The organism is Tuberibacillus calidus DSM 17572 (assembly GCF_000430685.1).
GTDB classification, from domain to species: domain Bacteria; phylum Bacillota; class Bacilli; order Bacillales; family Sporolactobacillaceae; genus Tuberibacillus; species Tuberibacillus calidus.
Window position 1 is genome coordinate 40,029 of the sequence record NZ_AUMM01000027.1, and the last position, 13,979, is coordinate 54,007.

Genomic DNA, 13,979 nt, shown 5'->3' on the forward strand with positions numbered 1-13,979 from the left:
TAGTCAAGAGATTCCGTAAAAAAGTTAACGGAAATGCTCATGCATATTTTTGGCGGTTTTGCTGGAAGCTATATGGTAAACGTTACGGAAGCGGTGCGGAAAAGATGACACGTATTTTATCCGTCGGTACATGGAATCCCCCATATCAAGTCAAACAAAAAGATGTGATGGCGTTCGCTCGAGAATTGTTCCGTCAAGATTTCGACCAAATCGACCGGCTTTTGCGCGTGTTTCAAAATGGAGAAATTGAAGAAAGGTATTTTTCGCAGCCTTTAAGTTGGTTTCGTCAGTCCCATAGTTTTGAAGAAAAAAATCAGCTGTATAAACAACTCGCGGTGGAAGCGAGTGTCCAAGCCATTGAGCGGTGCTTGGGAAATCCCGCCTATCTAAACGAGAAAATTCCCCCGGACCTTATTCATGCCATTATTTTTATTTCAAGCACTGGCCTTTCAACGCCGAGCATTGAGGTCACGGTCATGAATCGGTTAGCTTTTCATCCCCATACGAAGCGCATGCCCTTATGGGGGTTGGGCTGTGCAGGTGGGACGGCCGGACTTTCCCGCGCTGACGATTATTGCCAGGCTTATCCGACCCATGCGGTGCTTGTGGTTTCTGTGGAGTTATGCAGTTTAACTTTTCAAATCGGCGATAAATCCAAAAGCAATCTTGTCGGTACGTCGCTATTTGCGGACGGGGCCGCTTGTGTGTTAGTCTGCGGGGATGAGTCACCGCTATTAAAACGATCTCGCATGCCTTTTTTGCCGCGTGTTTTGGCGCAGGATTCGGTGCTCATGCCGAATTCAGAAGACGTAATGGGTTGGGATATTCGCAATGACGGCCTTTTTGTTATTTTTGCAAAAAGCATCCCAGCGATCGTCGGTTTTTGGCTGAAACCTGTGTTAGAACGTTTCCTGAATACCTACAAGATGAGTGTCACTGAACTTCAATATTTTATCGCCCATCCCGGTGGTCGGAAAGTGCTGGAGGCTTATCGGGATGCATTGAATCTACATGGAAAGATTTTAGAGGATGCCACGGAAATTTTGCGAAAGTATGGGAACATGTCGTCTCCTACGGTCTTGTTTGTATTGGATAGAGTGATGAAAAAAGAAAAGCGGCAAGGTGAGAAGGGGATGGCCGTATCCCTTGGGCCGGGGTTTTCGGCTGAACTCCTTCTTATGGAATGGGGGCTAGGCACATGATTTTCTTTTATTTACTTTTTGCATTGGTCATCCTACAAAGAATCGTGGAGCTTGCGATCGCTAAACGCAATGAGCGCCTATTGAGAGAGAAAGGCGCCTACGAAGTCGGCGAAGCTCATTACAAATGGATTGTTCTTCTGCATACATTGTTTTTTATTGTTTTGTATGCAGAGGTTACCTTATTTGATAAACGGCCTGCCTCGTGGTTTTGGCTGCCTTTTGTGTTTTTCATTGCGGCACAGGTTGTAAGGGTTTGGGCGATCCGTTCCCTCGGTGTTTTTTGGAACACCAAAATTATTGTTTTGCCTGGTGCGGAAGTGGTGGCTAAAGGACCTTACCGATACTTGCGCCATCCGAATTATTTAATCGTTGCGACGGAATTTTTGACACTGCCATTGATTTTTCAAGCCTATTTCACGGCTTTGACCTTTAGCCTTTTAAATACTGCCATTATCCTTGGCATGCGCATACCCGATGAGGAAAAAGCGCTCCTTTCAGCAACCAATTATAAAGAAAAACTCGGCAAACATCGTCGTTTTCTTCCCCGTCCGCCGCAACGGTCGTAAACCAAGGTTTTAGATTACCTCATTAAAGTTAGAACAAACCGTTCAAATTCCCGAGCGATTTGATTTGGGCGGTATTTGATTAAATAAGTTCTCGTAATCGGTAAAACTAAAGGGTGTTCTTCGACGATGTGTATTCTGCCCTCAGCTGCTTCCCTCCTTACAGAAATGTGTGGCAAAAAGGAAAAACCGAGCCCTTCTTCAATAAAATGCTTTGTCGTGCTGACATGAGTTGCCACCATCGTTTTAAACGTATATTGTGCGTTGAGTTCACGAAGCAGTGAATCCCAATATTCGGGATGATTATGCGTAATGAGCGTATACTGCTTAAAAATATCCTCAAGATCATTTATCGGTGCTTCATCACTGACAGAATGACTTGAAGGGACGACGAGCACAACAGGATCCTCAGAAATCACAGCTTGTTCTGTTTGAGGATGGATGGCCATTTGCCGGGAAAGCCCAACATCCACTTGCTCATTTAAAACAGCTGTTTCAATCATATTGGATTCCATCACCTGTATGATCACGTCGACGTCTGGATTGACCTTCATATATCGTTTTAATATGTAAGTAAGTTGGGTCGATGACACTAGGGGTGAGGCGGCAATCGTTAACGTCCGCTGAACCCCTTTTTTATGGTTTTCAATGTCCTGGAGAGCCGTATGATAATCGTTTAATAGTTTTTCTGCATGTTTAAGAAAAAGATTTCCTTCAGAAGTTAACTCAATATGACGCCCTTTTCTTTCAAACAGCTTTGCCCCAACTTCTTTTTCTAATTGACGGATTTGGAATGTGACCGCAGGTTGAGTAATAAATAATTTTTCAGCGGTTTCCCTGAAGTTTTGACATTCGGCTGCTAAAAGAAAGGTCTTGATCCAGTCGAATTGCATGAGGATTGCCTCCTTTCCAATAAATATATTTTATCAATCAGTTAAATTAAATTAAATATTATTTATTATTTGCTTAGTATAAACTGTAATTACAAATACGTTTTGATTTAAATATATGGAAAGGGGGATAGGTGTCATAAGGGATGAGCAAAAACCTTATGCACACCGCTTTGGATGAGCGGGTTGGAAAATGTCGTAGCGGCCGAAACGGTTTTATCGGATATCAATGGGGACAAAGGGCAATTAATTATCAGGGGCATTCCCATTGAACAGCTTGCCGGTGAAAAAACGTTTGAAGAAGCGGTTTATTTTTTGTGGACGGGGCGTTTTCCTAATGAAGATGAGTTACAGGCTTTAAAAGAAAAGTTGTTGGCTGAAATGACTTTGGAGCCAGATGATTTCTCTTTTTTGAATGGGATCCCGACGGATTTGGAGACAATGGCTTACTTGATGACCGCGCTGTCTGGTCTTCATCGAAAGGGCTATACTTGGCCGCCAGATGAAAAACAGGCCGCACAAATACTTGGAAAAACACCTGCCATTCTCGGTTATTTACAAAGCCGGCGAAGCCATCGAGAGCCTGTTCAGCCGAAAAAAGACTTAGGGTTTGCAGGCAATTATTTATATCTCATCACAGGAGAAATCCCTTCGAAGGAAGCGGCCAAGGCGTTAGATACGTATTTTACATTAACAATGGAACACGGTCTGAATGCTTCGACCTTCACGGCCCGAGTCATTACGTCCACTCAATCTGACCTCATCTCGGCGATTGTCGGAGCGATGGGAGCCTTAAAAGGTCCTCTTCATGGCGGAGCACCGAAAGAGGTCATTGCCATGTTGGAAGAGATAGGTACGGCAGAAAATGCCGAAACTTGGTTAAGGGAGAAACTCGAAAAGAAAGAGCGGATCATGGGCTTTGGGCACCGGGTTTATCGTACAGTAGATCCCCGCGCCAATGTCCTTCGTCAAATGGCGGGGCCGCTCGCCAAAAATGGCGGTTGGTTTTCTATGGCCTTGGAAGTTGAAAGAGTGGCCCAGCAATTGCTTGCCGAATATAAACCGCATCGTCCGTTAAAGACCAATGTCGAGTTTTATGCCGCGGCGGTGTTCAAAGCGATTGGCTTGCCTGAAACCCTATATACAGCCACTTTTGCGACAAGTCGGATCGCTGGATGGTGTGCCCATGCGTTGGAACAAGCCGCAGACAATCGGATTATTCGTCCAAGTGCGCGCTACATTGGTCCGGTTCCCAATGAGGTTTAGTGTACCCATAAGAAAGTACCCAAGTTAATGAAAAAAGCTCCGATGATCGTTTTTGATGATCGGAGCTTTTTTTGAGTGTTATCTGTCTATGGGTGGATTTGCACTCATCGTCTATACCAATTCGACTGTGTTCTGAATAATAAAATCGGTCCCAAGACGAATCCGGCTAATAAGCCGAATAAATGGCCAAGGACATGAATGCCTGTGGGGAAGAAAAACATCCAGACAAGGTTAGCGATTAAGATGATCATGATGACTTGCGAACTTTGGCGGTCGATTAAATGACGCCGCAAAAAGATAATAAACAGGAAAATCCCGAAAAGCCCGAAAATCGCACCGGAACTTCCAAGGTAACGCAAATCCGTTGGACCGAAATACAAGGTTAATACATTGCTAAGAATCCCCGATACGAAATATGCGATCGTAAACTTCCATTTTCCTAATAATACCTCTAATGCGGGCGCAAAAAGAAAAATTGAAAAACAGTTAAATAGAATGTGCTGAAATTGAAAATGAATGAACAGCGGTGTGATTAACCGCCACCACTCTCCCCCGTATACGACGGCGGCATTCCAACCGTACCCGTAGGCAAAAAGCTGCCCGATGGGGGTGATTTTTAACAGGACAAAACCGATGAGGTAAATGAGATAGACCGCTATATTTATCGCAAGTATAAAAGTGACAACCGGATATAACTTAATAAACGTTCGAAAGTTTTCTGTACGCAGAAACAAGCGACCGCCTCCTTTTAGTACAAGTATACTAATGATAATATAACTTATATGACGCAGAAAGGAAAAAGAGGGATTCACATTGATCGTCGGTACGGGAATTGATTTAGTAGAAATGGAAAGAATCCGCCCATTGGTCCATAACCAAAAATTTATTGACCGCATTTTGACACCGGAAGAACGAAAGGCATTTTATAAGATGACAAACCTACGAAGACAGACGGAATACCTGGCAGGACGATTTGCCGCTAAAGAAGCTTTTTCAAAGGCTCTTGGCTCAGGGATTGGATCCCGCCTTTCCTGGCAGGATATTTCGGTGCTTAATCAGTCTTTAGGACAACCCATTTTGGTTTACCCTTTCGATAAGCCCCATAAAGTTCATCTGAGCATTACCCATACGAAAAACTATGCTGCTGCATTTGTGATTATTGAAGGCTTGTCAGGCTAGTACGCATATCTGCCGAAGTTGTCTCATATATTTTTAGTGCGTTGGGAGGGACTATGAGACAATCGCATCCGACTTATCCGAGGTAGGGAAATCCGGCTCGGAATCAAGGGAAAGTAAGGGGTGAGAATCAAAAATGGCAGGATGACGGACGACTGAAATAAACATGGCGAAAACCGCTAGCCTAGGCGGGACCGCTATAATTAGGGGGGCCTCGAACGGAGAAAGCATGCACAACACAAGGAAGGCTCATCGCCTGTTAAAGCCAGTGTTGTGGCTCATCCTATTTTCCCGAGTAAAGGGAAGCGATGCGAATTGTTAGAATAGAATCCCTCCTTTGTCACTGAACCTGAGACAAAGGGGTTGGATCGATGTTTAAAAAGCGTTTATCTTTCATCATGTTAAGCGTCCTGTTACTTTTCGCATTAACCGCCTGCGGCCAGTCCCGTGATGACATCATTGAAAAGTTGTCGAAAAAGGTGGACCATCTTAATGGTTATACGACCAAAGCGATGATGAGCTTTAAACACGGCGACAAGCAACAGAAATATCAAGCTGAAATTTGGTATAAAAAACCAAATTATTACAAGGTTGTTCTTAGGGATGAAAACGGGCAAAACCCGCAGATGATCATTCGTAACAAAGACGGGGTCTTTTTATTAACACCAGCTTTGAATAAAAAGTATCATTTTGAAAGCGACTGGCCCCATAACCGGAGTCAATATTACTTGTATCAATCTTTAGTGAAAGACATCGTCAATGATAGCACGGCGAAATTTAAAGCAGACGATGACAACTATGAATTTACGACAAAAACCCATTACCCGACGAAAATGCTGGCCTACCAAAAAATTTCCTTTAAAAAGGGGAGCTTGGCACCTTTGGGCGTAAAAGTCATGGATCGGGATATGAATGTCATCATTGACGTTGTCTTTAAAGATTTTAACTTCAAACCAAAGTTTGACAGTGATGCGTTTGATGTCGACAAAAATGAGTTGAGCATGAAACTCGACATGGATTTGCCTGCGATGGCTTCGAAAAAACAACCCTTTGAAATTTTAAAGCCGACCGTACAATTTAAGAATACGGAGTTGGCTTATACGCAGGATCTTAAAGAAGACGGTAAGCAAAAATTTATTTTAAAATACACAGGGGATAAAGCTTTTACACTGATCGAATCCAAAAACGGAGAAGCTAAAGAAACGCTGGCTCTGTCCATGAATGATGCCGATCTCGTTGATTTAGGATTTACGGTAGGTATTTTAACTGATCACTCTTTATCATGGTCAGAAAATGGCATGGATTTTTATCTCGTGTCCGAGAAACTCTCCAAAGACGAGATGAAAGAGGTCGCTCAGTCTGTGGTCGGCAAGGTGAACAAATAAAAACATCAGCGGCTCAGAAATGCAGTGGTCTGGGCCATTTTTTTCGCGTTTTAATTGATAAATGCTTTTCCGTTTGACAAGCGTCTTGTCACGGTTCAATATGGTGTTAAAAGAACATGGAGAGGGACATCATCATGACTGAATTTTATCGTGATACATGGGTTGAGGTTAATTTAGACGCCATTGAAGAGAATGTCCGCAATATGCGTCAACATGTTCCAAAAGACACGCAAATCATGGCCGTTGTTAAGGCAGATGGTTACGGGCATGGGGCAGTACAGACAGCCGAAGTCGCGCTTCGCTCTGGAGCCACATGGCTCGGTGTTGCACTGCTTGATGAAGCGTTAGCGTTGCGAAAGTCTGGTATAATGGCGCCGATTCTTGTGTTGGGTTATACCCGGCCTGAGGACGCTTGGATCGCTGCGGAAAAACATATTTCTTTAACGGTCTATCAGCCGGAATGGATTGAGCGAGCTTCGGAAATGTATAAAGGAGAAGCCCCTATTTTCCTTCATCTTAAAATTGATACGGGTATGGGGCGCATTGGCGTAAGAACAAAAGAAGAGTTGGCCGATTTAGTCAAAGCGCTTGAAACGGATAGAAGAATGCGCGCAGAGGGTGTTTTCACTCACTTTGCTACAGCGGATGAAAATGATCCCACCTATTTCCAACGCCAATATCAACGCTTCACGGAAATGGTCGATTTTTTGCAAACTCAAAACGTCAATCCGAATCTTGTGCATTGCGGTAACAGTGCGGCATCGTTAAAATATCCCGATAAAATGTTTAATATGATTCGTTTTGGCATTGCGATGTACGGGCTGAGCCCATCCACTGAAATGAAACCGCAACTGCCCTTTCCGCTGAAAGAAGCCTTTTCATTATACAGCCGCTTAATCCATGTCAAACAAATTGAAGCGGCGGAATCCGTCGGCTATGGGGCAACCTATACAGCTGAAGAGGCGACTTGGGTTGGAACGATCCCCATCGGCTATGCAGACGGATGGCTTAGAGCATTAAGCGGGAAAGATTCCGTGTTGATACAGGGCAAACGTTTTCCGGTCATCGGAAGGATTTGTATGGATCAAATGATGGTCCGTCTTGACCGCTGTTATTCTCCTGGTGAGAAGGTCACATTAATTGGTCGCGATCAAAACGCACACATTTCTTGTGATGAAATCGCAGGGTACCTTAATACAATAAATTATGAAGTCACCTGTATGATTAGCAAACGGGTTCCGAGGTTATACTTAAAAAATGGAGAAATCATCCATACCAGTAATCCTGTGTTAGGCCAACTTTAAATATTTATTAGTGTTTTACAAAGCGCCCGAGAAAATGGTAAGATGTTTGTTGGAACTATAATTGAACGTAGTCTTTGCGGAGGTGTACCATGCCTGAGTCAAATTCCAAGGAGATCGTCGTTTCGTTGCCGCAACATCTAGTTCAAGAAATGGACGGCATCGCCCGAATGGATAACATTAATCGAAGCGAATTTTTACATCGTGCCGTCAGCTTGTATTTGCGTGAGCGTAATAAAAAGCACATTCGTGAAACGATGCGTCAAGGGTATATGGAAATGGCCAAAATCAATCTGAATATCGCTTCCGAGGCATTTATGGCGGAAGAGGAGGCAGAAAACACCTTAGGGCGCTTGGTCAGCGGGGTGTAAAAGAGTGATTGTAAAACGCGGCGACGTTTATTTTGCCGACCTGTCGCCAGTGGTCGGCTCCGAACAAGGCGGTGTAAGACCGGTATTGATAATTCAAAACGATATCGGCAATCGTTTCAGTCCGACAGTCGTGGTTGCAGCGATCACGGCTCAAATCCAAAAAGCGAAACTGCCTACCCACGTTGAGATTGATGCCAAGAAATATGGTTTTGACCGTGATTCGGTAATCCTGTTGGAGCAAATTCGAACGATTGATAAGCAGCGTTTAACGGATAAAATCACTCATTTGGATGAAGATATGATGAATAGCGTTAATGAGGCGATCCAAATCAGTTTAGGACTCGTGGATTTTTAATTAAAAGTTGTCTCGAGAGAATTGAGACAACTTTTTTATTTTTTAGCTTGCATATTCGTTGCATGAGGGGCAATGGACGGTTGGCCAAGAAGTTGTTTGAATCAATCGCTCCGTAAATAAGATTTGGTGCTGCTTCTTTTTGTGCGTTAAGATAATAAGAGATGTTTGATCAATCGGGAGGCTGAAGATGACTTTAAGACAGGAAGAGCAAGACCGTATTTTAACGCAAATTGGAAAAGACCTCGGTTTAAAAACGAAGCAAGTTCAACAAGTCATTCGTTTATTAGCCGAGGATAATACCATTCCTTTTATTGCCCGTTACCGAAAGGAATTAACAGGTGGCTTAAATGAAGTCGAAATTAATGCCATTCACGAAAAATGGCAATACGCCCTTCATCTACAGCAGCGGAAAGAAGAAATCATCCGCCTCATTGACGAACAGGGCAAATTGACCGATGCGCTTCGAGCAGAGATTGAAGCCGCTGAAAAATTGCAGGAGGTGGAAGACCTTTATTTACCGTACAAGCAGAAGCGACGGACGCGAGCGACCATCGCTAAAGAAAAAGGTCTGGAACCGCTCTCTGAATGGCTGTTGACTAAGCCGGAGACGTCGGTCGAAGCTGAAGCGGCCAAGTATCTTTCGGACGAATTAGGGGTTAAAACGATCGAGGATGCGCTTGAAGGCGCGCGGGATATCATCGCCGAGAAAATTTCCGACGATGCTGATGTGCGCAAATATGTCCGCGACATCACCTTCAGAAAAGGCATCATCAAGACGGAGAAAAAGAAAAAGGCTGAGGACCCGCGCTTCGTTTATGAAATGTATTATGACTATGAAGAAAAGGTTAACCAAATCGTTCCTCATCGAGTTTTGGCCATTAACCGCGGTGAAAAAGAAGAGGTTTTGAAAGTAGCTATTGCTGCGCCAGAAGAAGACATCATTGCTTGGATCGAACGGAGATTGTTACAAGGAAAGACCGAGACGACGGCACGTGCGGAATTATCGGCAGCGGCTAAGGATGCCTATAAGCGTCTCGTGGCTCCGGCCATTGAAAGGGAAATACGCCAAAGCTTAACGGAGGCAGCTGAAACACAAGCCATTCATGTTTTTTCGGAAAACCTTAGGCAGTTGCTGATGCAGCCGCCGATCAAGAACAAAATCGTCTTAGGTGTCGACCCAGCCTACCGCACCGGTTGTAAACTGGCCGTCGTGGATGCTACAGGAAAAGTCTTGCACATAGGGGTCATTTATCCGACTCCGCCAAAATCAGATATTGAAGGTAGCCGTAAAACCGTTTTATCGTTAATTGACCAATATCATATTGAAATGATTGCGATCGGCAATGGCACAGCTTCCCGGGAAACAGAACAATTTATTGCGGAAACCATCAAGGAAGTGAAGGACCGAAACGTCTATTACCTCATCGTCAATGAAGCAGGCGCAAGCGTCTATTCCGCGTCAGAACTTGCCCGTGAGGAATTTCCCGATTTACAAACTGAAGAAAGAAGTGCCGTTTCGATCGCGAGGAGACTGCAAGACCCGCTGGCCGAACTCGTCAAAATCGATCCAAAATCTGTTGGCGTCGGGCAATATCAACATGATGTCTCTCAAAAAGCTTTAGGCGAATCGCTGAGGTTTGTCGTGGAAACCGTCGTCAACCGGGTCGGCGTGAATGTCAATACCGCATCCGTTGCGTTATTGCAATACGTTGCTGGCTTAACCAAAACAACGGCAAAAAATATTGTTAAACGCCGTGAGGAACTTGGCCCGTATCAAAGCCGTGAGGAACTGAAAAGCGTGCCCCGACTTGGAGAGAAGTCGTACCAACAATGCGCCGGGTTTTTGCAAGTCCCCGATAGCGAAAACATATTAGACCGCACGCCGATTCATCCCGAAAGCTATCCAGCAGCTGTCGCGCTTTTAGAACATATTGGCGCCTCTCTTGATGACATTGGCACCGAAACCTTAAAGGAAAAGCTACGATCGGTCCGCGTTTCCCATATGGCGCGAGAGATCAATATCGGCGAACCAACGCTTCGGGATATCATTGATGCGCTGCTCAGACCAGGCCGAGATCCGCGTGATGAACTGCCGAAACCGCTCCTTAGAACAGATGTTTTAGACATCCAAGACCTAAAAGTCGGCATGGTTTTGGAAGGTACAGTCAGAAATGTGGTCGATTTTGGCGCTTTTGTCGATATTGGTGTGAAACAGGACGGCCTCGTCCATATCTCCAAGTTAAAAGAAGGCTACGTCAAACACCCTCTGGATGTCGTTCATACAGGGCAGATCGTCAAAGTATGGGTGGAAGGCGTTGATGTTCAAAAGGGAAGGATTTCCCTGTCCATGATCCCTCCCAAAACGACTTCAGAATAAATGCTATTCGGCTGTGGAAAAGCAGCATTTTTACACACTTTTTAATGGATCGGCTATATTTTCGATGTATGCCAGATGATTAGTGGCGAGTGTGCCTGTAGAGAGGCACCCGCCTTTTTCATGCAGGTCAGAAAGGATCTCATCATTCAGGCCGTAATAAAGAGAACTAAGGCTACACCTTCGCTATAATAGCATGCACCGGCTTATTAACCAGGTGGTTAAAGATCATCTAAGACTCTGCCTTCGCATAAAAGGCTTGCACTGGCTAGTTAACGAGTCCAGCATAAGATCAACTAAGGCTCTGCCTTCATCTAGAGGGCTTGGCAGAGCCAAGTTTCCTTTAGCAGAGTCGAGTTTTTAGCAGAACTTAGTTTTCCTTATTATGGTTCGGCCCTTTCATATCGATTTTTATAAAAGAACCAACATTGATTCAGCAGTTTAATTTGATAACGGTCTTTGTTAAGATAAGCACTCCTAAGTTGTTTTTTAAACCAAGCGGGCATTAGCAGCAAACCTCCTTAATGCCGTAGAATGGATTAACAGTGCATAACTGCGATAGCTTTTTATATACTTATGCACGGCGGCTTGGGTAGGTGCCCACGATATGGGGGAGAAAGCGTTGGATCAACAAGAACTTCAGGCATTAGTGGAAGCTATATCTCTTGAAAAATTCGGTAAAGCTTTCCGGCATAAGGCCACCTTCAATCATCGGTTGCGAACGACCGGCGGCAGGTATATGTTGAAGACACATCATCTCGAATTTAATCCTTTGCAACTCACCACATATGGTCTAGAGGAATTCAAAAGAATCATTATTCATGAACTCTGTCATTATCATCTACATTTGGAAGGCAAAGGCTATCGTCACGGTGATCGGGATTTCAAAGAGCTTTTAAAAACGACGGGCGGAACAAGATTTTGTCAATCCATCCCTGGTTTAAGTAACCGCACTCGAACAATCTATTTATACACATGCAAAGATTGCGGAAGGGAATATCAGCGTAAAAGAAAAGTGGATATAAAAAAATATGTGTGCGGAATATGCCACGGCCGCCTTTCATTAACATCCAAATTAGTTAAACCTAGATAAAAGGCGTACGTGATGAAACCCTCTTTTCTGGTATTGACGAACCCACCTGTTCTATGCTAAATTTATAAAGCGATTGTTCTTGTCTACTTAATCCGTTCAATGACTCATGATAAAAAAATAAAAATAACTGTTGACTTCTGTTTGTAAATGAGATATTATATTGGATGTCGTCGTTAGCGTGAACAACATGTGCAAGCGGCGCTGAGGAATGCGAAGGCATTCCAGCTGGATTGCACTGAGATTTGAAAATCGAGAATGATCAATATATTAAATCATTCCGCAGTAGCTCAGTGGCAGAGCACTCTAGCGTCTGCATCGTGAGTAAGCGGCGCTGAGGAATGCGAAGGCATTCCGAATAATTGCACTGAGTGCCAATGATCGAGAATGATACTGTAAAACAAATCATTCCGCAGTAGCTCAGTGGTAGAGCAATCGGCTGTTAACCGATCGGTCGCTGGTTCGAATCCGGCCTGCGGAGCCAAGCGATGGAGAAGTACCCAAGTTGGCTGAAGGGGCGCCCCTGCTAAGGGTGTAGGTCGGGTAAACCGGCGCGAGGGTTCGAATCCCTCCTTCTCCGCCATCGAAAAATTAAATCAATCTCTATTGGCCCCTTGGTCAAGTGGTTAAGACACCACCCTTTCACGGTGGTAACACGGGTTCGAATCCCGTAGGGGTCACCATTTTGGATCCGTGGTGTAGCGGTTAACATGCCTGCCTGTCACGCAGGAGATCGCCGGTTCGATCCCGGTCGGATCCGCCATTCTTTGGCCCATAGCCAAGCGGTAAGGCAGCGGATTTTGGTTCCGCGATGCCCAGGTTCGAATCCTGGTGGGCCAGCCACTTTTAAAACATTTTCTTTTACGGAATTGGCTTTGAATAAGCTTCGTTCAACTAATAAGCGAATGCACAAAATAATCAAGCATGAGCCATTAGCTCAGTTGGTAGAGCACTCTAGCCTACGCATCTTGAGTGAGCGGCGCTGAGGAACACACCGTAATCAAGTGTTCCGAATCTCTGAGTAAGCTTCATTCAAATACCAAGCGAATGCACAAAATAATCAAGCATGAGCCATTAGCTCAGTTGGTAGAGCATCTGACTTTTAATCAGAGGGTCGAAGGTTCGAGTCCTTCATGGCTCACCATTTTGACCTCTTACAATAAAATAACATGCGGTCGTGGCGGAATGGCAGACGCGCTAGCTTGAGGGGCTAGTGGGAGTTCTCCCGTGGAGGTTCGAGTCCTCTCGACCGCACCATTTGCGCCCTTAGATCAACTGGATAGATCGTCTGACTACGGATCAGAAGGTTAGGGGTTCGAATCCTCTAGGGCGCGCCATTTAAATACCTGTTGCGGGTGTAGTTTAGTGGTAAAACAAGAGCCTTCCAAGCTCTGGTCGTGGGTTCGATTCCCATCACCCGCTCCATTGTATTTAATGGGCCTGTAGCTCAGCCGGTTAGAGCGCACGCCTGATAAGCGTGAGGTCGGTGGTTCGAGTCCACTCAGGCCCACCATAATTTACCAATTGATTTTGCTAGACTCTATGTAGTAATATAATAGAGTCGCTTTGAAATCTTGCTTAAACATCTTTAATCAAAAGGATGTTTCTCGCAAGTCGTAGCGATCTCAAGATGTATTGCTCCTTGAAAACTGAACAAAAGCCAAGCGCAAACTGTAAAAAGGGCAACCTTTTACAAGACGCCAAGGATTTAAACAAACGTAAGATCTTTAAGTTTTCAGCTTTTGATAAACATTACTTTTACGGAGAGTTTGATCCTGGCTCAGGACGAACGCTGGCGGCGTGCCTAATACATGCAAGTCGAGCGCGTGAAATTCGTGGATCTCTTCGGAGTGATGCGGATGGATCGAGCGGCGGACGGGTGAGTAACACGTGGGCAACCTGCCCGTAAGACTGGGATAACTTCGGGAAACCGAAGCTAATACCGGATAGGCTTTCGCACCGCATGGTGCGAAAGGGAAAGGTGCTTCTGGCATCACTTACGGATG

Annotated in this window: 13 protein-coding genes, 10 tRNA genes and 1 rRNA gene; 21 read left to right on the plus strand and 3 right to left on the minus strand. The window is 44.7% G+C overall.

The window, feature by feature from the left end:
- The first annotated feature begins 104 nt into the window (after positions 1 to 104).
- Positions 105 to 1,202, plus strand: coding sequence for a type III polyketide synthase (locus H532_RS0108140; protein WP_027725079.1), 1,098 nt, complete (start codon positions 105 to 107; stop codon positions 1,200 to 1,202).
- On the plus strand, positions 1,199 to 1,768 hold the full coding sequence (locus tag H532_RS0108145) for an isoprenylcysteine carboxyl methyltransferase family protein (RefSeq protein WP_027725080.1): 570 nt from the start codon (positions 1,199 to 1,201) through the stop codon (positions 1,766 to 1,768). The genes H532_RS0108140 and H532_RS0108145 overlap by 4 nt, the downstream gene beginning before the upstream one ends.
- 14 nt (positions 1,769 to 1,782) lie before the next feature.
- On the opposite strand, the gene H532_RS0108150 is transcribed toward H532_RS0108145, so the two are convergent.
- Positions 1,783 to 2,658: a LysR family transcriptional regulator gene (locus H532_RS0108150; RefSeq protein WP_027725081.1), complete on the minus strand. Its 876-nt coding sequence runs from the start codon at positions 2,656 to 2,658 to the stop codon at positions 1,783 to 1,785.
- 174 nt (positions 2,659 to 2,832) lie between these two features.
- On the opposite strand from H532_RS0108150, the gene H532_RS0108155 reads away from it, so the two are divergent.
- On the plus strand, positions 2,833 to 3,921 hold the full coding sequence (locus H532_RS0108155; RefSeq protein ID WP_027725082.1) for a citrate synthase/methylcitrate synthase: 1,089 nt from the start codon (positions 2,833 to 2,835) through the stop codon (positions 3,919 to 3,921).
- Positions 3,922 to 4,025: 104 nt separating this feature from the next.
- Here the strand turns inward: H532_RS0108155 and H532_RS0108160 are convergent, their stop codons facing one another.
- Complete coding sequence (locus H532_RS0108160) at positions 4,026 to 4,655, minus strand: rhomboid family intramembrane serine protease (RefSeq protein ID WP_027725083.1); 630 nt, start codon at positions 4,653 to 4,655, stop codon at positions 4,026 to 4,028.
- A 79-nt stretch (positions 4,656 to 4,734) separates the two neighbouring features.
- On the opposite strand from H532_RS0108160, the gene acpS reads away from it, so the two are divergent.
- From acpS to H532_RS0108190, 6 genes are all read left to right on the plus strand, one after another.
- A complete protein-coding gene (acpS, locus tag H532_RS0108165) occupies positions 4,735 to 5,100 on the plus strand; it encodes a holo-ACP synthase (protein WP_027725084.1) in 366 nt (121 codons plus the stop codon).
- 368 nt (positions 5,101 to 5,468) lie between these two features.
- A complete protein-coding gene (locus H532_RS0108170) occupies positions 5,469 to 6,482 on the plus strand; it encodes a LolA family protein (RefSeq protein ID WP_027725085.1) in 1,014 nt (337 codons plus the stop codon).
- A 134-nt stretch (positions 6,483 to 6,616) separates the two neighbouring features.
- Positions 6,617 to 7,786, plus strand: a complete 1,170-nt coding sequence (gene alr / locus H532_RS0108175; protein ID WP_027725086.1) for an alanine racemase — start codon at positions 6,617 to 6,619, stop codon at positions 7,784 to 7,786.
- An 89-nt stretch (positions 7,787 to 7,875) separates the two neighbouring features.
- Positions 7,876 to 8,154, plus strand: coding sequence for a CopG family ribbon-helix-helix protein (locus H532_RS0108180; protein ID WP_027725087.1), 279 nt, complete (start codon positions 7,876 to 7,878; stop codon positions 8,152 to 8,154).
- 4 nt (positions 8,155 to 8,158) lie between these two features.
- Positions 8,159 to 8,509 (plus strand): type II toxin-antitoxin system PemK/MazF family toxin, encoded by a 351-nt coding sequence (locus H532_RS0108185; RefSeq protein WP_027725088.1) that lies wholly within the window; start codon positions 8,159 to 8,161, stop codon positions 8,507 to 8,509.
- 187 nt (positions 8,510 to 8,696) lie between these two features.
- The gene (locus H532_RS0108190; RefSeq protein ID WP_038111857.1) at positions 8,697 to 10,886 is read left to right on the plus strand and encodes a Tex family protein; all 2,190 of its coding nucleotides are present in this window, start codon (positions 8,697 to 8,699) and stop codon (positions 10,884 to 10,886) included.
- Between the two features lie 380 nt (positions 10,887 to 11,266).
- Here H532_RS0108190 and cmpA read toward each other — a convergent pair whose 3' ends face one another.
- Entirely contained in the window at positions 11,267 to 11,389 is a 123-nt protein-coding gene (gene cmpA / locus H532_RS20300) for a cortex morphogenetic protein CmpA (protein WP_155995011.1), read from the minus strand.
- A gap of 116 nt (positions 11,390 to 11,505) precedes the next feature.
- On the opposite strand from cmpA, the gene H532_RS0108200 reads away from it, so the two are divergent.
- The 12 genes from H532_RS0108200 to H532_RS0108255 form a co-directional block, all read left to right on the plus strand.
- A complete protein-coding gene (locus H532_RS0108200) occupies positions 11,506 to 11,976 on the plus strand; it encodes a SprT family protein (protein WP_027725090.1) in 471 nt (156 codons plus the stop codon).
- Between the two features lie 406 nt (positions 11,977 to 12,382).
- Positions 12,383 to 12,457 (plus strand) — tRNA-Asn (locus H532_RS0108205).
- Positions 12,458 to 12,463: 6 nt separating this feature from the next.
- Positions 12,464 to 12,556 (plus strand) — tRNA-Ser (locus H532_RS0108210).
- A gap of 25 nt (positions 12,557 to 12,581) precedes the next feature.
- Positions 12,582 to 12,656, plus strand: a tRNA-Glu gene (locus H532_RS0108215).
- 4 nt (positions 12,657 to 12,660) lie between these two features.
- Positions 12,661 to 12,736 (plus strand) — tRNA-Asp (locus tag H532_RS0108220).
- A gap of 5 nt (positions 12,737 to 12,741) precedes the next feature.
- Positions 12,742 to 12,816 (plus strand) — tRNA-Gln (locus H532_RS0108225).
- A gap of 225 nt (positions 12,817 to 13,041) precedes the next feature.
- A tRNA-Lys gene (locus H532_RS0108230) sits at positions 13,042 to 13,117 on the plus strand.
- A 27-nt stretch (positions 13,118 to 13,144) separates the two neighbouring features.
- Positions 13,145 to 13,230: transfer RNA gene (locus tag H532_RS0108235), tRNA-Leu, on the plus strand.
- A 3-nt stretch (positions 13,231 to 13,233) separates the two neighbouring features.
- Positions 13,234 to 13,310 (plus strand) — tRNA-Arg (locus tag H532_RS0108240).
- 14 nt (positions 13,311 to 13,324) lie between these two features.
- Positions 13,325 to 13,398: transfer RNA gene (locus tag H532_RS0108245), tRNA-Gly, on the plus strand.
- Positions 13,399 to 13,409: 11 nt separating this feature from the next.
- Positions 13,410 to 13,486: transfer RNA gene (locus H532_RS0108250), tRNA-Ile, on the plus strand.
- 244 nt (positions 13,487 to 13,730) lie between these two features.
- Positions 13,731 to 13,979, plus strand: a 16S ribosomal RNA gene (locus tag H532_RS0108255); the annotation flags it as partial.

Excerpts from the sequence above, each read along its gene's own strand:
- H532_RS0108140 (WP_027725079.1), top strand. The coding sequence starts at position 105 with ATGACACGTATTTTATCCGTCGGTACATGGAATCCCCCATATCAAGTC.
- H532_RS0108190 (WP_038111857.1), top strand. The coding sequence starts at position 8,697 with ATGACTTTAAGACAGGAAGAGCAAGACCGTATTTTAACGCAAATTGGA.
- cmpA (WP_155995011.1), bottom strand. The coding sequence starts at position 11,389 with ATGCCCGCTTGGTTTAAAAAACAACTTAGGAGTGCTTATCTTAACAAA.
- alr (WP_027725086.1), top strand. The coding sequence starts at position 6,617 with ATGACTGAATTTTATCGTGATACATGGGTTGAGGTTAATTTAGACGCC.
- H532_RS0108170 (WP_027725085.1), top strand. The coding sequence starts at position 5,469 with ATGTTTAAAAAGCGTTTATCTTTCATCATGTTAAGCGTCCTGTTACTT.
- H532_RS0108150 (WP_027725081.1), bottom strand. The coding sequence starts at position 2,658 with ATGCAATTCGACTGGATCAAGACCTTTCTTTTAGCAGCCGAATGTCAA.
- H532_RS0108180 (WP_027725087.1), top strand. The coding sequence starts at position 7,876 with ATGCCTGAGTCAAATTCCAAGGAGATCGTCGTTTCGTTGCCGCAACAT.
- H532_RS0108145 (WP_027725080.1), top strand. The coding sequence starts at position 1,199 with ATGATTTTCTTTTATTTACTTTTTGCATTGGTCATCCTACAAAGAATC.
- H532_RS0108155 (WP_027725082.1), top strand. The coding sequence starts at position 2,833 with ATGAGCGGGTTGGAAAATGTCGTAGCGGCCGAAACGGTTTTATCGGAT.